Origin of the sequence: Peribacillus sp. FSL R5-0717, assembly GCF_038002945.1 — a bacterium.
Taxonomy (GTDB): Bacteria; Bacillota; Bacilli; order Bacillales; family DSM-1321; genus Peribacillus; species Peribacillus frigoritolerans.
Genome location: NZ_JBBOOF010000001.1, coordinates 5203616 through 5223301, shown reverse-complemented (window position 1 = coordinate 5223301; position 19686 = coordinate 5203616). Strand labels below are relative to the sequence as shown.

16 protein-coding genes are annotated in these 19686 nt (G+C 39.2%); 4 read left to right on the top strand and 12 right to left on the bottom strand.

What is annotated here, in order from left to right; all coding sequences use genetic code 11:
• The first annotated feature begins 211 nt into the window (after window positions 1-211).
• Window positions 212-391, top strand: a complete 180-nt coding sequence (locus NYE65_RS25010) for a hypothetical protein (protein WP_034306717.1) — start codon at window positions 212-214, stop codon at window positions 389-391.
• 225 nt (window positions 392-616) lie between these two features.
• On the opposite strand, the gene NYE65_RS25005 is transcribed toward NYE65_RS25010, so the two are convergent.
• Window positions 617-1369, bottom strand: coding sequence for a FadR/GntR family transcriptional regulator (locus NYE65_RS25005; protein WP_340861984.1), 753 nt, complete (start codon window positions 1367-1369; stop codon window positions 617-619).
• A 525-nt stretch (window positions 1370-1894) separates the two neighbouring features.
• On the opposite strand from NYE65_RS25005, the gene NYE65_RS25000 reads away from it, so the two are divergent.
• Together NYE65_RS25000 and NYE65_RS24995 are read left to right on the top strand one after the other, a co-directional pair.
• Complete coding sequence (locus NYE65_RS25000; RefSeq protein ID WP_340861983.1) at window positions 1895-3283, top strand: FAD-binding oxidoreductase; 1389 nt, start codon at window positions 1895-1897, stop codon at window positions 3281-3283.
• Window positions 3284-3287: 4 nt separating this feature from the next.
• Entirely contained in the window at window positions 3288-4262 is a 975-nt protein-coding gene (locus NYE65_RS24995; RefSeq protein ID WP_328109433.1) for a bile acid:sodium symporter family protein, read from the top strand.
• 91 nt (window positions 4263-4353) lie between these two features.
• Here NYE65_RS24995 and NYE65_RS24990 read toward each other — a convergent pair whose 3' ends face one another.
• Window positions 4354-5385, bottom strand: a complete 1032-nt coding sequence (locus NYE65_RS24990) for an acyltransferase (protein ID WP_340861982.1) — start codon at window positions 5383-5385, stop codon at window positions 4354-4356.
• A gap of 750 nt (window positions 5386-6135) precedes the next feature.
• Between NYE65_RS24990 and NYE65_RS24985 the strand changes: the two genes are divergently transcribed.
• Window positions 6136-6777 carry a glycosyltransferase gene (locus NYE65_RS24985; RefSeq protein ID WP_328131529.1) on the top strand — a complete coding sequence of 214 codons (642 nt, stop codon included), beginning with the start codon at window positions 6136-6138 and terminating at the stop codon, window positions 6775-6777.
• A 373-nt stretch (window positions 6778-7150) separates the two neighbouring features.
• Here NYE65_RS24985 and NYE65_RS24980 read toward each other — a convergent pair whose 3' ends face one another.
• The 10 genes from NYE65_RS24980 to NYE65_RS24935 all read right to left on the bottom strand — a co-directional run bounded on the left by NYE65_RS24980 (window position 7151) and on the right by NYE65_RS24935 (window position 19600).
• Window positions 7151-7891: an exosporium leader peptide gene (locus NYE65_RS24980; RefSeq protein ID WP_340861981.1), complete on the bottom strand. Its 741-nt coding sequence runs from the start codon at window positions 7889-7891 to the stop codon at window positions 7151-7153.
• The gene (locus NYE65_RS24975; RefSeq protein WP_340861980.1) at window positions 7872-8096 is read right to left on the bottom strand and encodes a hypothetical protein; all 225 of its coding nucleotides are present in this window, start codon (window positions 8094-8096) and stop codon (window positions 7872-7874) included. Before NYE65_RS24975 ends, NYE65_RS24980 begins: the two co-directional genes overlap by 20 nt.
• Window positions 8097-9613: 1517 nt before the next feature.
• A complete protein-coding gene (locus NYE65_RS24970; RefSeq protein WP_340861979.1) occupies window positions 9614-9784 on the bottom strand; it encodes a hypothetical protein in 171 nt (56 codons plus the stop codon).
• 1088 nt (window positions 9785-10872) lie between these two features.
• Window positions 10873-11850: an NAD(P)H-dependent flavin oxidoreductase gene (locus tag NYE65_RS24965; RefSeq protein ID WP_340861978.1), complete on the bottom strand. Its 978-nt coding sequence runs from the start codon at window positions 11848-11850 to the stop codon at window positions 10873-10875.
• A gap of 71 nt (window positions 11851-11921) precedes the next feature.
• Window positions 11922-13808: a sigma-54-dependent Fis family transcriptional regulator gene (locus NYE65_RS24960; RefSeq protein ID WP_340861977.1), complete on the bottom strand. Its 1887-nt coding sequence runs from the start codon at window positions 13806-13808 to the stop codon at window positions 11922-11924.
• Window positions 13809-14014: 206 nt separating this feature from the next.
• Window positions 14015-14791, bottom strand: coding sequence for an acetoin reductase (locus NYE65_RS24955; protein WP_034311940.1), 777 nt, complete (start codon window positions 14789-14791; stop codon window positions 14015-14017).
• 35 nt (window positions 14792-14826) lie between these two features.
• The gene (lpdA, locus tag NYE65_RS24950) at window positions 14827-16209 is read right to left on the bottom strand and encodes a dihydrolipoyl dehydrogenase (RefSeq protein WP_340861976.1); all 1383 of its coding nucleotides are present in this window, start codon (window positions 16207-16209) and stop codon (window positions 14827-14829) included.
• A 16-nt stretch (window positions 16210-16225) separates the two neighbouring features.
• The gene (locus NYE65_RS24945; RefSeq protein WP_340861975.1) at window positions 16226-17446 is read right to left on the bottom strand and encodes a dihydrolipoamide acetyltransferase family protein; all 1221 of its coding nucleotides are present in this window, start codon (window positions 17444-17446) and stop codon (window positions 16226-16228) included.
• Between the two features lie 105 nt (window positions 17447-17551).
• Window positions 17552-18586, bottom strand: a complete 1035-nt coding sequence (locus NYE65_RS24940; RefSeq protein WP_098936477.1) for an alpha-ketoacid dehydrogenase subunit beta — start codon at window positions 18584-18586, stop codon at window positions 17552-17554.
• A gap of 21 nt (window positions 18587-18607) precedes the next feature.
• Complete coding sequence (locus NYE65_RS24935; RefSeq protein WP_340861974.1) at window positions 18608-19600, bottom strand: thiamine pyrophosphate-dependent dehydrogenase E1 component subunit alpha; 993 nt, start codon at window positions 19598-19600, stop codon at window positions 18608-18610.
• Window positions 19601-19686 lie beyond the last annotated feature (86 nt).

Genomic DNA, 19686 nt, shown 5'->3' with positions numbered 1-19686 from the left:
CAAGGTAAGAAGGGGGCATATTCGACGTTTAATACTACTATACGACAGCCTTTTTTAGATCGTCGTGCTACTTTAACTAACGGATCTTTACTATAAGAAGGAACTGTTACTGAGCAATCCCTTGTGAATATAGTACAAAACATCCACTTATAAGTTAATGATTGTAATAATTTGGGTAAAAGGTAATATCTTGATTAAAAGGAGAAGTGATATGTTACATCCAGACGAGATTTACCTTATATTAAGGGACAAAACGCTGCTGTTGGAGTTAAAGGAACAAATTAATGACTATCATATTTCCTACTTATCAATGATTAATGAACAGCTTTCATTGATTGATAATGCTCTAAAAGTATGTAACATTGATTCCTTCACTATGTCAAAAGGATAAAACAAACATTTACTTATATAGGGGATCAATTACTTAACTATATTAAACCAGCTTAGCGCCCTCTGAGAAAGGCGCTTTTTTTATTGGTCAAAGTAGTGTCAATTAATAGGCCAAGGTTAAAAAATCACTTAGTTGATAATTTTAGAGGTGTAGTTCCATATTGGGTTAATCATATTGCAAGCGGAACTTTATTTTTCACCTACAGCATTGTGAGGCTGGTCTTTTTTATTTGGATAAGCAGCAATCTTTTGCATCTTCTCCAATGCTTTCAAGTGTAGCCGCAGCCATCTGCTCTCTAATGCGAATGATATGGGCATTCATTAGTTGCTTGGCTTTGTCCGCGTCCTTTAATGCGATGGAATAGTAGATTTCTTTATGTTCTTGAAGCGTTTCTTGAAAATGACCTGGTTTTGCGAAACGATGCCGTCTTGTGGCACGAATCGTATTTTTCATTTGGTCACTTAAAGTATGAACCAATCCAGCATATATGGAATTATTTGTGGCTTGTGCAATACTATGGTGAAAAAGCAGATCTGCTCGCAAGCCTAATTCTTCATCATGTTCCGAGCGTGCCATTTCTTCTAGAGCTTTAAGGATATTTTGTAAATCAAGAGAGTTTGCTCTCTGCGCAGCAAGAAAAGCACACTCCGTTTCAATTACTCGACGGACTTCAAGCATTTCATAGACCATGTTGTCCTCAGTTTTGATGATGGAGGTGGATAGCTGTTCAATCAGTGATTGAACATCAGATTGTCTGATAAATGTTCCATCACCTGGTCTAATCTCAATGACTCCGTTTATCTCCAATACTCGAAGGGCTTCCCTGATTGATGTTCGACTCACTTTAAAAAGGTTGGATAATTCGCGTTCAGGCGGTAATTTATCTCCAGGTTTCAATTCACCGCTAATAAAAGATTCCTTAATTTGATTGAAGATGACTTCGTACACTTTGGGAGATTTAACTGGTATTGAATTCATTACTCTCTTCACATCCTTCCATGACAACCCACAACTTGCTGGTACGACTATTAGTGAAATCATTCTAACAAGCATTCATTTATGAAGCAAGGGGATAATCCGCAATATTAAAATTAAAATAAATAACTGTTGAAAAAATCTGATATTTTAATTGGTTAGACCAATATTGTAAAAATATAATGGTTCAGATTCAGTCAAATTACGTTCACATGGCTATTAAAGGTCATTTGGGTTTTTGTTATAAGGATGGAAAATTAACTATAAACATTGAGAATAAAGCATTTTTTTTATGGAGAAAAGTATAAATTGAATAATTGTTGAAAAAGTCAAAAAATTTAGTATAATGAAAATTGGTTAGACCAATTATCCGATAAATAGAAGCGATATCATATAAAGCTATTTAAGGAGGGGAAAACCATCTCTTGATACTCAGTTGAAGAATAGAAGAAGAAACTAAATATTGGTATAGGTACGACCAAAGTTTTTGATATGAACGGATGCTATAGCAGAAAGAAGGAGAATAGAATGGAAGCGGCTAGTGTAAATTTAATCAACGATTTAAAGCAAATCCTTTCGGAAAGCCAAGTAACGGAAAACCAGACAGTAAGAGAATTACATGCCAGAGATGAATCCTATCATGCTGTAAGTCTTCCTGATATTGTTGTATTTCCGGAAACAGCACAGCAAGTCAGTGAAGTTGTGAAATTGGCAAATAAGTACAAAATCCCGATGGTTCCTTTTGGGTTGGGATCAAGCCTCGAGGGACATGTCATACCATACAACCATGGCATAACAATTGATTTTTCACTAATGAATAAAATCCTGGAAGTGCGTGAAAACGATTTTCTCGTAAAAGTTCAGCCTGGCGTAACGCGTTCGCAACTAAACAAAGAATTGAAAAAATACGGTATGTTTTTTTCCGTTGACCCGGGAGCTGATGCTACTCTTGGCGGAATGGCGGCAACAAATGCCAGTGGAACGACATCAGTTAAATATGGTGTGATGCGTGATCAAGTCCGTGATCTTGAAGTGGTACTTGCAGATGGTTCGATTATACATACTGGCAATTTGGCCGCTAAATCGTCATCAGGCTACCATCTAAACGGCCTTTTTGTTGGATCAGAGGGAACGCTTGGCTGCTTTACGGAATTGACGTTAAGAGTTTTCGGAATTCCTGAGCACGTTATGGCGGCAAGAGCATCATTTCCGACATTGACCCATGCGGTGGAAGCTGTTGTATCCATTTTGCAGTCAGGTGTTCCAATAGCAAGGGTGGAACTTGTCGATGAACCCTCGATGAAGCAGGTTAACCTTTATAGTGATACAAGCTATAACGAAGCGCCTACACTATTTTTGGAGTTTCATGGCAATGAAGCCGGGTTGAAGCAAGACATAGGGTTCACTAAGGAAATAGTAGCTGAACATAATTGTTTCGATATTGAATTTGAAACAGATAATGCTGCCAGGAACCGCCTATGGGAAGCTCGCCATAATCTTGCCTATGCTTATATTCATGGCAATCCTGGGAAAAAACTAATGGTGACTGATGTCTGCCTTCCGATTTCAGAGCTGTCCGGTGCCATTCATCACGCAAGGGAAGCTATTGATTTCCTTGGCCTTACCGGTGGGATCGTCGGCCATGTAGGCGACGGGAACTATCACGTACTTTTAATGATTGATAACAATAATCAAGAAGAGATTAAAAGAGCTGAACAGCTAAATGAACAAATTGTCCTGTATGCCCTAGAACGTAAGGGAACATGTACTGGCGAACATGGTGTTGGGGTCGGTAAACAAAAATATCAGGAAAAAGAACATGGGAACTCACTGTTTGTGATGGAAAAAATCAAATTAGCCCTTGATCCAAATAATTTATTAAATCCCAATAAAATATTAATGCTAGAAAGAGTGTGATGGAATGAAAGTATTAGAAGCATTAAGCGCAGTAGCCGGAAAATATTTTGCTGTTTGGGTTATCTTAATATCCGTCATTGCTTTTATATTTCCTGAGCCATTTTTGGGATTGGGGGGATTCATTACAATATTGCTTGGCGTTGTCATGTTTGGAATGGGGCTCACTTTGAAGGCAGTTGATTTTAAAATCATCATTACTAAACCACTGCCCGTGATAATTGGAGTTTGCGCCCAGTTTATCATTATGCCATCTGTAGCATTCCTTCTTGCTAAACTCATGAATTTGCCAGCCGAATTAGCTGCAGGTCTGGTATTGCTTGGTTGTGTACCAGGCGGCACAGCCTCTAACGTGATGGTATATCTTGCAAAAGGGAATGTACCTTTATCGATAGCTATGACTTCGGTTTCAACTTTACTGGCTCCTATCATGACACCGCTGCTTCTGCTTTTGCTGGCAGGACAATGGATGCCTGTTGATTTTTTTGATATGTTTAAGTCCATTGTACAAGTCATCCTTCTTCCGATTGTTTTAGGATTGGCCATTAAGCGGTTTTTCCCAGTAGCAGTTGAAAAAAGCTTGACCGTTTTACCGCTTATTTCGGTAGCAGCCATCATTACTATTGTAAGCGCAGTAGTCTCAGGCAACGCAGCTAGCATTGCTGCTTCCGGGTTCCTTATTTTTACTGCAGTGATGCTTCATAACGGATTTGGGCTACTTTTTGGTTACTTAGCAGCAAAAGTGCTTGGACTTGATGAAGTGAATAGAAGAGCGATTTCGATTGAAGTGGGCATGCAGAACTCTGGGTTAGGTGTTGCGCTTGCTACTGCACATTTCGGCCCGCTGGCAGCACTTCCAAGCGTCCTGGCTGCTGCATGGCACAACATATCGGGACCAATTCTCGCGACTTACTGGTCAAAAAAACATGCTGGCGACAGTATAGAGGAACCGAGAGTTCATCCGGTGGAGACCAAGCTTTAATTATTTGTAATTGAAAAAAAAATCCCATGCTCCCAGCAGGGGTTTTTTTTATCTATAAATCCCAGCACTAAGTAAGGGTTTTAACCTTCCACTAACTGATTTTTACCAATTCGCTTAAGCGCCTTTTGAAATATTGAAGTAGGTCATAAGAAATGTACGACATCGTAATTATAAGGAGTGTCTCAAATAGTTTTAAGAAAAGATTGTCAGATATATGATCCATTCTTAGTGCCGATATAATTAAATCAAAAATATCGATGAAGACTACATGAACAATGTATATACCCAGGGCTCTTCCTCCTACTTTAGTAATGAACAAATCCTTCCCCAATGTTTTATTATTTAATGCAAATAAAAAAAGAAATGCAGTTAAAAAGATAGTAGAAATAAAATATTCCCCATGACTTCCCGATAATATCTTTTCTAATAAGTATCCTTCTACCACTTGGATAGTAAAGAAGATAAAAATTAAAGATAAATTGGTTTTGGCTGTTATTGCTCCCGACTTTTTAAAGAATTTATCAACCGCAAAGAAGAATCCCAAAGTTGTATAAAAAAGACCAATGAATAAAGCATCCCGTGAACTCAGAGGAAGATCATAGAACACCGAATACGATTGTCCGAAAAGACCTAACAAGTTGAATATTAAGCTAATGGGTAAAAGAAGCCTTGCTTTTTTTAACTTAAAAAAACCGAATAGAATGATAACACTCCAAATTAATGCGGTTAAAAACCACAATTGGTATCCGCTAGTCCCAGTTCCGTAATATATAAGGTCAAGAAAAGAAAAATGATTAATGTATTGCGCAAATTCCTTTGGTACATCGGCAGCATCTTTATAAAGAATTAGAACATCATACATCATATAAAAGAAGAGCCAGCACAAATACAGTTTCAAGATTTTTATAATATACCTTTTAAAATAATCAAAGGAATCCCTTTTATGGATCATCTTTTGACCGAACAAATAACCAGATGCAGTAAAGAAGAATGGCACCGCAAACCTTGAGAGGTTATCGAGAATAAATAGACCAATTTGGCTATCCCTAGGGAATACATGAATGACTACAACAGATAATATGGCAAAAAATTTAATAAAGTCAATCGCGTTATTTCTTTCCATTTGTTCACCCTTTTCATAACACTTTTACTATCATTGGTTATTCCCTATATTATGTACACCAAAGAAAAATTTATTTTTCTCTTTCTGATTCCAATTACAAGATACTCTAAGACTTAATTAATGAACAGCTAATCGTTCAGGAAGGTGGACTGTTTGTAGTAGTAGCTTCACTATACAGATAGTAATCATTTGAATGCCTATGTTCTTGTTAATCTGGCCCTTACAGAAGAAACCCCTGTAATCAAGCCTTTTGACTAAGGGAAATGGGAGACTTTCTGATTGCAACTTGCAAATTGATATTTAATTTTCATTGCTTGGAGCACTGCACACATGCTGGAGCATAAGTCCTGCTGATATATTAAAAACATTTAATTTTTGCTCGCTAAAAGAATGCTTAATAGTTATGGTAAGACAATGTGATGAAGGGGGAGGAGGCGTTCTTATTTTCTACTTTCTCTATTAACTTGCTCCCATATTAAATTCACTAATTCTTTTCGTCTCATTCCTGAATTTTCAAGTAATTTAAACATCAATTCATCATATTTCAAGCACCAATGCGACGTAGTTGTAACTGTGTATTAATCATGATTGATGACCTGATTTTATACAAAACAGCTTACATTGGACGATGTGAGTCCATCTAATTCCAATTTAATATAAACATGGTAAGTACAAGCAATTTTATGCATATAAAATTCGCATATATCAATAATAAAAAGGAACTTTTTAACTTTGGAAGGAGATGGTTTTATGAAAAAATTATTGTTGATGGGATTTATTTTATTATTTCCTCTAAACATGGTGGCCGGAACAACTAGCGCATACGCTAAGCCACAGGAACAACGTATTAGCCAATCTGAGGTAAACTTCGAAAATGAATTCAGGAGACTTTGGATTGATCATGTATTATGGACAAGTAATTATATAACAAGTGCAACCACCGCTGGAGCGGAGGATCAAACACAGGTACTGGCTAGACTTCTAAAGAATCAGGAGGATATTGGTAATGCTGTAAAGCCAGTATACGGAGAGAAAGCTGGGAACAAACTTACCGATCTGCTTAAGGAGCATATTGTAATTGCGGGAAAGATTGTAGATGCGGCTAAAAGCGGAAATGATGCCTTGGTGAAACAGCTAAACAAAGAATGGTATAGAAATGCTGATGAAATAGCAGCTTTCCTTAGCGGTGCCAACCCATATTTAAAAAATGAGGATCTAAAAAATTTGCTGTATATGCATCTGAAATTTGTGACAAATGATTTAACTGCAAGCTTAGCAAAAGATTGGAACGCAAGAATCGTTGCAATTGACGAAGGGGTCACACATATAATCCTAATGGCAGATACTATCTCTGCCGGAGTTATAAAGCAGTTTCCGGATAAGTTTAAATAATAATCTTAAGAATCCTCCAGCAATCTGTTGGAGGATTCTTTCATGTTGAGAGATGAATTGATTATGTTTATATAAGTGGTTCAATCAAATGCGCGCTGTTGCGTAACTGCATTATTACAATGAACTTCACGGTTACTTTAAGTACATTCCTTGATCGCAGAGATAACAGTTCAAGGCAATATTTAAACATAATATGAAGAAGTTGCTTATTGAACAAACGGGGCATGTTATTTCAAGAAGGAATGAGACTTCGCTTAATTTACCTGTGTAAACAAAACCACCACGGTCATTAAGCATCTGAAAGTTATAAAAGGAAAAAGCCCACAACATTTAGGTTAGGGCTCTTTTTGCTCCTATTTACTGACTTTGGCAGCTAGTTGGCGATTTTTGTGACTACTAATGAGGGATACCTATATGTTACATTGGCAGATGCAGTAATAACTCTAATACTTAGCCTATCGTTTGCGGATAATTGAAGTTGGATTGTTCTTCCTATCGTGTTTCTAGTTTCAACTTGTGATGGTTGACCGCCTGGACCGCCTGAAATACGATTAAAGGATTCAAAAGTACTTTCAAGAACCGGGGTTGTGTCATTGATGAATAACCTGAACTGCACCTCGGTATTAAACGTCAAGTTAGAAGCATTAATCAATCTAGCTGTTAAATCCATGCTAATCTCATAAACCCCAGCAGTCAGAACTTCAATATCAGTATAAGGACCAGGACCAGGAGGTAAAGGAGCTGTTCCTAATAACGGCCCAGTAGTTGTAAAAACAACCTTCTGCCCCAGAGCAGGAGGACTTACCGTAGACACTGTGACAAAATTTCCAGTCGGATCGTACAATGATCCATAAGCCAATGCACCCCCTGGTCCTGGGGGTCCAGTTTCTCCCTGAGGTCCTGGAGGTCCTGGAAGTCCTTGAAATCCTTGAGGTCCTGCAGGTCCTTGAGGTCCTCGAGGACCTTGTTCACAATCCTTACATTTTTTATGATCTTTTTTATTGACGAAATCATCGTTTTTATTAAAGAAATCATCTTTTTTACACTTATAAGTCGTGTCAACAAATCTACGACCTTGAATTGGCTTATCTATTTTACTCACCCTTTTTCTCATTGTTCACTTTCCGAAAAGTCGAGCAATGAAGCTTTTTTTCTGTTTTTTCCGTTTCTTTTTTTACTTTAATAGTTTCTATTTCCTCTTTAGCAGAGGATACAAGGGGTCCTATACGTTTTACAGTAAGTGACAGAGTTCTATAAGAAACACTTCCACTCACATTTTGAATAAACACAAACACTTTTTCTCCTGCATTTAATTCCACTTGGACGGTCTTACCTATAGTGTTAAACCATGAAGGTTCTCCAGTTTGACATGTCAATCCTGTTACGATTCCGAAAGAGGAACCTGGAATGGGCCCTATGAAACTTCAGTTAATCGTGAATAATGAAGTTTCAAGTTCATTAGTAACAACAACAAGGTCGGCACTTATTTCATAGACACCACTTAGAGAGACAGTGATCTCATTTGTTTCCGGATTCGGGATTGTATTTAAACTGAATCCTCGGAAATCAAAATCTTATGACAAAATTTCCAGACGGATTTGTACAATGATTAAGCCAGAGCACCTCCTGGTTCTTGAGGTCCTGTTTTCCGCAGTGTGATTCTTTGCAACAATTATTATCGTGATCGGCCTAGTTAATCACTCCCTTTCTACACTATATATGCCGATATAAAAAAAAGGGTTGGATTTTTAAGTTTTTTTAAAAAAAATAAGGATCTATTTAAAGTTATATTGAATGGGTTATATTGAATGCGTACAATTAAGAATGATAGCTGAATATCGTTTGGGCAAGTTATGTTAAAGAAGAAGCTGGAATATCGATTTATCAACGTTATGTATATACTGAACATAAAAAAACCTATAAATGTGCTTGTTGAAATACCATGAAAATTAACTTCTGGGGAAAAAAGCAATACTGAAGAAGACGCAGTTCATTTGTAAAAGGGGAGAGCGTCTTATATATGGAATCGGATTGGTTAACTGAATTAAGAAGCCTCCGGTTCTGCCAATGTAACCGTGAAGCCTAAACTTTCAAGTCTTCCAATTTGAATCACACTGGGGGTATATTTGAAAAGTTTAGATTCATGAATTGGATATTTGTAAAGATTTGTGAATTATTTCGGGAATAAGGAAATGAATCAAATAATAAACGGTTCAACAAGGATATTTATCAATTAGATAATAATTTTAAAAAGAAAGTCTTGACAGGAATTTAGAATTAATCGTAAAAGGAAAATAGAGAGAAGCTAAAACATTCGTAAAAATGATTTTCCGTATGGATGTCTATATATCAGGGGTAGTCGTTGTTAAAAATGTTTTAATAGATGAGGGGCGGTAGACATTAAAGGAAAGAATCCATTTTTATTAAACATTTTTTCTAGTTTACATAATATATATTATAGGAAGTTGTATTTTTAATGTTTATTTTGTCTCATATCTTAAGAATACTTAACTTAGTGAGACGGGATACGGATTTTTTATATTTAATTTCATTGCCATTATTTATCTATAATTTTTTTAAGTCATTGTTAACTTATACTTTAAAACTTAATAACAATTGTTCCAATTAAAATGATTGATCTTCAATTAAAAATTCGGTCTAAATTCGCAATAAGATTTCTTGGATTTAAGCTAATTTCACATTAGTTACGGTCATTAAAATTTCCTTGATTAATATTATATTGAATTTTAATTTATCTGCTAATTGTTAACATATTTCGTTTTCAATCATTTTATGCTATAGATCGGATTATTCAATTAGTATTTATCATCCTTAGTCATTTCACTCTAAGGATTTCCAGTTGCTTGGTTGTGGTAATCAAATCTATTTTATTATTTCCCTTCATGTATAAAACGGAAACGCCCTCAGTTTTTCCATCCATTCGCTTTAAGGGCCATTGCATATCCATAAGGAATGCCGTCTTCTTCAGAAGCCCTTGACCATTCATATCTATTCCCTTGTTCATTTATGAAGAAAAAGATTAGTTGTGCACTTACCCTAGCTGCTTTTTTAATAGGAGGGGCAATCATTTATTACTCAATTTCTATTTCTTTATACACTACTACAGAAGATTTAAATGAATTCCCTGTACCTAAAAATGCTGAATTGGTTCAGTTACTTCCCCTTTCCTTTACTTTCCTTAAGACCTATTCAAAGAATAGTTATCTAATAACCTGTAGTAATCTAAATATCCCTGTTTTATTTACATTATTTATCATTTTTATTATTCTTATATATAAATTAAAGGGCCAAATGAGAAAAATCACGGGTTAACACTCATGAAAAGTTATATAAATATAATTTACCTCAATGATAATTCAAAAGGTTTTTTATCATGCAAGTTCCGCTTTCTACCTGAAATTGATGATAGCTCCTCCATTTAGCCACATAATTACAATATAAGCTTTCATAATTAACCTCATAGCAGCCTTTAGCATGAATAACCTTTAAAAATTGTTTTAAACTTAATGATGCTCAAACCGCCATCGAGTTTTGATGTAAAATAACAAGCATTGACCGCTTTCATATGTGGAAACAAGCAGTGAATCAATAGGAAGCTGCCAAGGATTATAAGGCAAACCTTCAAATTAAATTTGTATAGAGCCACACCTACTTTCAGCAATCAGTTTTTTATATCATGAGTGAAATAAAATCGTAAAAGTCGATTTTTACATTTTATATAAAAAGATTTAAAAGTTTCAGGAATCAAAAATGCCAGATAAAATAGAATGGTTTTAAGATCTCAAGCTTTGTTTGATAAAGCAGAATAATAATGTTATGTAAACACTCACGAAATGTTAATTACCTTTTTCTTTGTTTTTTTACATGTGAAAGTCTTTATTAAGAAGTCACTGAAAGTTAATTAGCAAGTAATTGATGGGCTATGTAGCTTTTTTCTATTGAATTGGCCTTTCGCGTTAGAGTTATAAATCAGTCTTCTGTTATAAATAACGGTCATGCATTATGGAACTTTATTTCTAATAGATAAAAAAGGAACACGAAATCACTATTGATCGCATGTTCCAGTTAGGTTATTTATGTTCGAATGGATTCGATACGGCTTTGGATGAATTCGAACGAGTTTTTTGCTTCTCGGACGATTTGTTTGATCAGTTCATTGACGGTCAATATTTCTTTTATGAGTCCTACGGATTGACCGCATGACCAGATGCCTCCGTCTAAATTTCCTTCAAAGTATACTTTCTTGCTTCTTTGTCCCGTAATTAGCGGAATCAATTCCTCTATAGTGGCACCTTCATTTTCAAGTTTGTCCACTTCTTTACTGACGGCATTTAATGCTACACGCGAAGGACTGCCTATATTCCGTTGGATGACGACCGTATCCGTTTCATTGGCCGATACCATCCACTGCTTCACGTTTTCATGAATCGGTGCTTCTTGCGTTGCCATAAAGCGAGTCCCCATGACGATACCTTCAGCACCGAGTGATAAGGCGCTGATAAGGCCCCTCCCATCCGAAAATCCCCCTCCAGCTATTACTGGTATATTTACAGAGTCAACGGCTCTAGGGAGCATGACAAGCGTTCCTACATCCCCCATGCCTGGATGTCCGCCTGTTTCATTCCCGACAATAATAATCGCATCGACTCCTAATTTCTCTGCAGACACAGCGTTTTTGACGTTCGCTACCTTATGTAAAACGGTAAAGCCGTGTTCTTTAAGTCTGGGCATTAAACTTTCTGGGCTTCGGCCACTCGTTTCAACAATTTTCACATCTTCCTCAATTAAAATATCGATGAACTCATCATTCGGGGTTGCCGTTTGACTTGGAAACAGGTTCAGGTTGACAGCAAAGGGTTTCTTGGTCAAAGTTTTCACTTTCCGTATTTCATCACGGAGACCCTCTGGTGTCACCTGTGTTTTCGAAGTGATGATACCAAGTCCCCCGGCTTCTGAAACAGCGGCTGCGAGCGGGGCCCGGCCAACTTGAAACATCCCGCCGCAAATAATCGGATATTCAATCCCCAATAATTCAGTCATTCTCGTTTTCATTTGCCATACCCCTTTCATTTTTCAAGGATTTCTATAAGTCTGCTTTTCTTACATAATGTACACACGCATGTCTATATACCATACTTATGGAGCCGCTTGTAAAATGTACTTCTTGGAATATCCATCAGCTTTGCTGCAGCAGTGACATTTCCTCTTGATTTTTGTAATGCCTCTATCATTAGATCCCGTTGAATTTTTTCACGGATCGTCAGTTCATTTCCCTTGATGCCATTTTTACCCGGTTCTTCCCATGCAGGGAAATCATCATGCCGTGTAACGGGCTGGGAATGCATGGTATTCAACACTTTAACATAATCAAGAGGTCCTTCTGCTAGTAAGATGGTCAATCGCTGAAGTACATTCTGCAGTTCTCTAATATTGCCTGGCCAATTGTACTCCTTTAAACGGTTCAATAATTCTTTAGTTAATGGAATATTCCAACTATTCTTCGAACACAGGTAGTTGACTAGATAAGGAATATCTTCAATCCTTTCCCTTAAGGGAGGTACATGAATGGGGTAAACGTTCAGCCGATAGTATAAATCCTTACGAAAGGACCCTTCATTGACAAGCTCTTCAAGATTACGGTGTGTTGCAGTGATAATGCGAATATCCAATGATATGCTTTTTGTGCCGCCGATCGGAACGATTTTTCTTTCTTGAAGAACACGCAGTAAGGCAACCTGCATCGCTGAAGGGATTTCACCGAGTTCATCGAGAAAAATGGTCCCTCCATTTGCCTGCTCGAACTTCCCTTTGTGCCCTTGCCGTTTAGCCCCTGTAAAAGCGCCATCAACATACCCGAATAGTTCACTTTCCATTAAATCCTTAGGTATGGCTCCGCAATTTATCGTGACGAACGGTCCTTTTTTGCGGATGCCATTATCATGAATAGCCTTGGCAATAAGCTCTTTCCCGACACCCGTTTCACCGGATATATACACATTCGCTTCTGTCGGTGCAACAAGCTTCACTTTACGTAATGTGTTATGAAAGGATTCACTAATCCCTCTTTCCCCTTCGAAGACAAATCTTTCTGAAGGCATTGAAGCAGGAAAAAGCCTATTGGTTTCACGACCATGATTCTCTGATAAGAATAAACACTTACCGGAAACCCTATTATCCTCTTTGGATAGAAGCGGATTTTCCTTTACGATTCGATATCCATGATTTAACAGATCGGCCAACGCCATACCGATGGATTGAGGAATTTTTTTGCGAACCTGTTTACTGGCGGAGATTATCATTTGTTTATGATTACATACGATAAAAGGCAAATCTGGATAGGTTTCTGCAAGTTCTATCGAGTGCTGGGTCAGTGCCAGCTCCTTTTTATAGGAACGCATTCCCATTTCCTGTTCGATTGTATACGCCAAATTGGCTACCATCCCCAGCATGGAGGGATGAAAATATTCTACTGGACATGATATATCCAAAACTCCCAATATCTTACCGTCCTCATTTAATATGGGCATTGCAGAGCAACTCCATTTGTGCGAGGCAATCGAATAGTGTTCGGTACCTTGGATCATTACGGCTTCACCCGTTTTCAAAGCTGTTCCAATTGCGTTCGTTCCGACCTCACCCTCCGTCCAGCATACACCCTCCACAAAATTTATTTTTCCTGCCTCATCGAGGATTTTCTCGTTTCCGGAAAGTGAAAGGACATATCCATCCGGATCGACCAATAAAGCCATCATTCCAGATTCTTTTATCGATTGATTCATCCTGAATAATTGGGGTGATGCCACTTCTAATAGGAAGGAGTTTTTTTCTCTTTGAATGTCCAATAATTCATCCGTCAAAATGTGTTTGCCTTTATTAAGGTATGGGTTGACTTGATCTTTTTTGCAGCGATACCAGGATTCCATTATTCGCTTGTTCAGACGATTTGAATCGAGAACCCCTTCACTGACAAAGCGTTCCCATGTACGTAGATAACAACTGGTGGATAGCATATAATCCTCCTCTAATCATTTGGTTTGAACCTTCATTTGACCAGTCAATCTAGAGGAAAAATACCATGGAGTAATAAAATAGGATGTTAATCGAGGTCTTTTTAATTATAGTAGATTATGTATTCGCTTACAATATTTAGATTGAGTTTGCAAAAAAAGCATCATGTGATCATTCACATGATGCTTCTCCATTTAAACAATAAAGTTTATGAGAAAATAACTCCTCCATCAATCATGATGGATTGACCTGTCATATAATCCGAATCCGGTGAAGCAAGGTAAGAGACGAATTTCGCCACATCTTCTGGGGTTTCGGAGCGCCCCAAGGTTATGGAATCTGTGAACTTTTTAAATGTTTCCCCTTTAGCAAGATTCATATATGGACCCATTTTTTCATCGATTAAATCCCACATTTGCGTGCCGACGATTCCTGGACAGTATGCATTCACCGTAATGCCGAACTGGGCCAATTCCTGTGCTGCCGCTTGTGTAATGCCCCTAACGGCAAATTTTGTGGCCGAGTATGTACCAAGTAAGCTAAAACCTTTATAACTGGCTATGCTGGCAGCACTTATGATTTTCCCGCCTTCTTGCTTTTTCATTTGTTCTGCCGCGGCTTGCAGGCAAAAGAGGACACCATTTACATTTATATTGAAAATCTGTTCAAGATCTTCTTGAGTTACTTCCAATAGAGGCTTTATTTGAGCAATTCCTGCATTTGAAACCATAACATCCAGTTGTCCAAAACGTTCCACAACTTGATTCACCATTTCGAATACTTCCCGTCTATTGCTTACATCCGCTTTAACGGCAAAGCTTTCACGTCCAAGTTCCCTTATCTCATTCACGACCGATTCAGCCGTATCCAGATTGACGTCGTTAATGACCACATTCAATCCATCTTGAGCTAATCTTAATGCAATGGCACGTCCGATACCACGACCTGCACCAGTGACGACTGCCGTCCGTTGACTGCTAACCATACAAAATCCGCCTTCAGTAAAAAAACTTATTTATTTTAGGAATGCACAGCTTGACCTACTACATTTAAAAGAGCTTCATGTATGGATTCCGACAAGGTTGGATGCGCCGCCACTAAATCTTCCATCATATCTGCCGTTATTTCTGCATGCAGCATGATCGTTCCTTGTCCAATCAATTCTGTTGCATGCTGACCGACAATGGAAAAACCTAGAATTTCATTATATTGTGGGTTCACTAGGACTTTGACCTTCCCTACCGGTTTATTGGAAAGGGCAGCTTTCCCATTTGCCGAAAAAGCGAATTCACCAACTTTAATTTCACCATATTTTTGACGCGCTTCTTTTTCGGTCAAGCCTACACTGGCAATCTCCGGGGAGGTATAAATGCAGCGAGGGATTGCCCGGTAATTCACTTGTGCAAATTGACCGCAGGCATTCAGAGCCGCCACCCGTCCTTCATGAAAAGCTACATGGGCAAGTTGGATGCCTCCTATCACATCACCGCAGGCATAAATCGTTGGATTGCTTGTTTGCATTCGATCATCCACCGAGATGCCAAGTCGCGAAAAATCAATATCGTTTTCCTCTAAGCCTATTCCGTTCACTCTTGGTCTTCTCCCTATAGATACGAGTACGTAATCAGCTTGCATTTCTTCCAATTTGCCATCGCCATTCTCTAAATATACCGTTTTACTGGTTGCATTGATGTTTTTGACAGATGTGGAGGTATGGACCGTAACGCCTTGGTTTTTCAATTCTTCATGCAGAATGCTCGTGATATCCTCATCTTCCCCTGGAAGCAGCTTTTCCCCCATTTCGATAACGGTAACCTTAGTGCCCAGCCTGCTATAAATGCTGGCAAATTCACATCCGATGACGCCGCCTCCGACAATTAGCAGGGAATCGGGAATGGCAGGAAGTGACATGGCATGACCACTGTGGATGATCCATTCACCATCAAACGGCGCAAAAGGTAGTGGAATCGGTTCAGATCCCGTTGAAATGATGATCTTACTTGCATCAATCACTTCATTTTCATTTCCGTTCTCGATCCTCAGTCGATTGCTTGAAAGGATAGAAGCCCTGCCCTGTATGACTTTTATTTTATTCTTACCCATTAAATATCGAATGCCGTTCACTAGTTTAGAGATGACCTCTCTTTTTCGTTCCTGTACGGTATCCCAATCGACTTCAATCGAATTGGGAGAAAGGCGAATTCCCATTTGCCCGGCATTTTTCACGAAGTCATATGTATCGGCACTTTTCAATAATGACTTCGTTGGCATGCAGCCTTCGTTTAAACAGGTTCCGCCCAATGGCCCATCGACTACCAATATGACCTCCTTATCCTGCTGGGAAGCAGTGATTGCCGCTACATACCCTGCAGGACCTCCGCCTATAATAACTATACGATTCAAGGCTTTCCCTCCTATTCTATAAAATCACGGTGATCGGCTCTTCTAAATACCTTTTTAGTGTTTGTAAAAAGGCAGCAGCGGGTGCCCCGTCCAGTACACGGTGATCAAAAGTTAAACTGAGTGGCAAGATCGTTCTCCTCTCCAATTCTTCGCCAATATAAAGCGGGGTATCGTAAGCAGAGCCAACTCCAAGTATCCCCGTTTCCGGTGTATTGAGAATGGGTGTGAAATGCTCAACGCCATATGCCCCGAGGTTACTGATTGTAAAAGTGGAACCTTGCATGTCTTCAATTGGCAATTGACCGTCACGTGCACACCGGGCCAACTCCTTCCCCTTATTCGATAACTGTCTTAGGGTACAATTTTCGGCATTTCTTATGACGGGAACAACTAGTCCATTTTCCAATGCCACCGCTAATCCAAGATGGATATGCTCATACAAAATGATATTATCTTCAATATAAGCACTATTCATTTTAGGGTGTTCTTTAAGTGAAAGCACGACAGCCTTTGCAACAAAGTCCGTTAAAGTCAATTTAGTTGATTCGTGTTTTTGCAGAGTTTCTGTAGCCTGTTTTTGCAAAATGACTAGATTAGTGACATCAACTTTCATCGTTAGCGTTAATTGGGCACTGCTTTGCAAGCTCTCTTTCATACGTTTGGCAATGATGTTCCTCATTCCCTTAACAGGAATCTGCTGCTGACTCTCTATAGCAGGTTTTGGCGGAACTATTCTTTCTTCTGTATTTACCGGGATGGAATCCCTTTTCTCCATTACTTTCTGGACATCTTCTTTAGTGATTCTTCCTCCTGGCCCGGTGCCTTGAATTCTCTCAATGTCAAGATTCGCTGCCTGTGCAATTTTTCGTGCAACCGGAGTGATCGTCAATCGATCTCCCATTGGCAAAGTGGGGGACTCTTTTGTTTTCGGCATTTCTTGTTCATCAATTTTCAACTGGGTCTCTACAGCAACAGGTTCATCGATCTTTATTTTTTCATTCGGATCTCCGATATGACAGATAATGGTTCCTGGAGGTACTCCTTGTCCTTCTTGAACAGCTATATTCAGAATCGTACCTTCCGCTGGAGATTCAATATCCATTTCTATTTTCTCTGAATTGATGCTGGCTATTGCTTCACCTTTTTGGACTGGATCCCCAACAGCCTTACTCCATAACGAAACAGTGCCTTCTTTCATTGCCATGCCCAATTTCGGCATTACCACTTCGACAGCCATATCTAATTTCTCCCTTCATAATGGTTTGTGTTATCCATCATTGGTTTTGTTGCTCCAACCTTTGCAGTTCTATGCGAAAAAGCTGGAGCATGCATCTGGATTTATTTACACTCCTAGAATGGAAGGTTCCCCTAATAATTCTGAAACGGCTTGTATCACTTTTTCTGATGTAGGAAGGTAAATATCTTCAAGCGGTGGAGAAAAAGGGACAGGTGTATGTGGTGCCGTAATCCTCTTGATTGGCGCATCGAGCGTATCAAACCCCTTATCCGCCACCAGTGCGGCAATATCCGTTGCGACACTGCATCTTGGGTTCGCTTCATCGATCACGATCAAACGATTTGTTTTTGCCACAGAGGAGAGAATCGATTCTTCATCCAGTGGTGACAAGCTCCGCGGGTCGACAATCTCAACTTCAATTCCTTTAGCTGTGAGTTTTTCAGCAGCCTCCATCGCGGTGTGAACTTGTTTACCGATGGCAACGATCGTCAAATCCGAGCCTTTCCTTTTCATTTCGGCTTTGCCGATTGGGATTGTATAGTAGCCTTCCGGAACCTCTCCAACCATGTTGTATAGTGTTTTATCTTCAAAAAAGATGACAGGGTCATTATCTTCAATGGCTGAAAGTAAAAGCCCTTTTGCGTCATAGGGGGATGAGGGAACGACGACCTTCAATCCTGGAATGCTGGTGAACAAGGCATAAAGGCTTTGTGAATGTTGAGCTGCAGCCCTGAACCCTGCACCATGCATCGTACGGATCGTCACGGGAACCTGTGCTTTACCGCCAAACATATAGCGGAATTTCGCACCTTGATTCAATACTTCATCCAAACAGCTGCCAATGAAATCGTTGAACATTAACTCGGCTATCGGTCGCAAGCCTGTCGAAGCGGCTGCCATTGCCGCTCCCATATATCCTGCTTCAGCAATGGGTGTGTCAAGAATTCTATCACGGCCAAATTCTTGAACCAATCCCTTCGTGACACCTAAGACGCCACCCCATGCTTCGTCATCCTGCAAATGATCGACCTCTGCACCGCCGGCTACATCTTCTCCCATAAGGATGACATTCTCGTCTTTTCTCATTGCCATGGCCATTGCTTCATTTATTGCCTGCGACATACTGATTTTTCTACTCATCTCAATTCCTCCTTTTATGGTTTAATAAGATACATAAACATCGTTTAATAAATCGGACGCTTCTGGATATGGGCTCTCTTCACTGAACTTAACTGCTTGTTTAATAGATTCCTCAACGGCATTCTCAATAGAAATCAGTTCTTTTTCCGCCAGCAGACTCTGATTCAGTAAGTAATTCCTAAATAGGGCAATCGCATCTTTCTCTTGTTTATGTTCCTTTTTTTCTTGTTCCTTTTTATATTTCTGTGCATCTCCCTCGAAGTGGCCATAATTACGATAAGTAACGCATTCGATCAATGATGGGCCTTCTCCCCTGCGAGCCCTCTGAACGGCTTCTTCAGCAGCCTTATACACGGCCAATACATCCTTCCCATCCACCCGGACACCCGGGATATTGTAGCTTATCGCCCGATCGGCTATCGTTTTACAGCTAGAAGCATAGTTGAAAGGCGTGGCTTCTCCATACCCATTATTTTCAGCGATGAATATTACGGGCAGCTTCCAGATTGCCGCCAGATTTATCCCTTCATGGAATGTCCCATGATTATTGGCACCATCACCAAAAAAACATACACTAACATGATCGGTCTTTTTATACTTGGCAGTTAATGCTGCACCGCATGCGAGCGGAAAGCCTCCGCCGACTATCCCGTTTGCACCTAACATCCCCTTGTCCAAATCGGCAATATGCATCGAACCGCCTTTTCCTTTGCAAAGCCCAGTCACTTTCCCATAGATTTCAGCCATCATCCCATTTAGGTCGCATTCTTTTGCAATACAGTGACCATGCCCCCTGTGAGTGCTTGTAATGCTGTCCTTTTCGGATAGGTGGGCACATACACCAACAGCAACCGCTTCTTCCCCTGCATATAAATGGACAAACCCAGGTAAAATCCCTTTTGCAAAAGATTCATGAACTTGGTCTTCGAATTTTCTGATCTCCAGCATTTTCTTGTACATCCAATAAGCCTTGTCCTGTGATAACTTCATTTCATTCGATTGAACCGTTTCCATTTTTCAGCCCCCAATCAGTAATAGCGAGTCAATCTTATATAGTGCAATTGCCGTGCCAAAATGGGAGGCGGTAAAATTAGGACTTT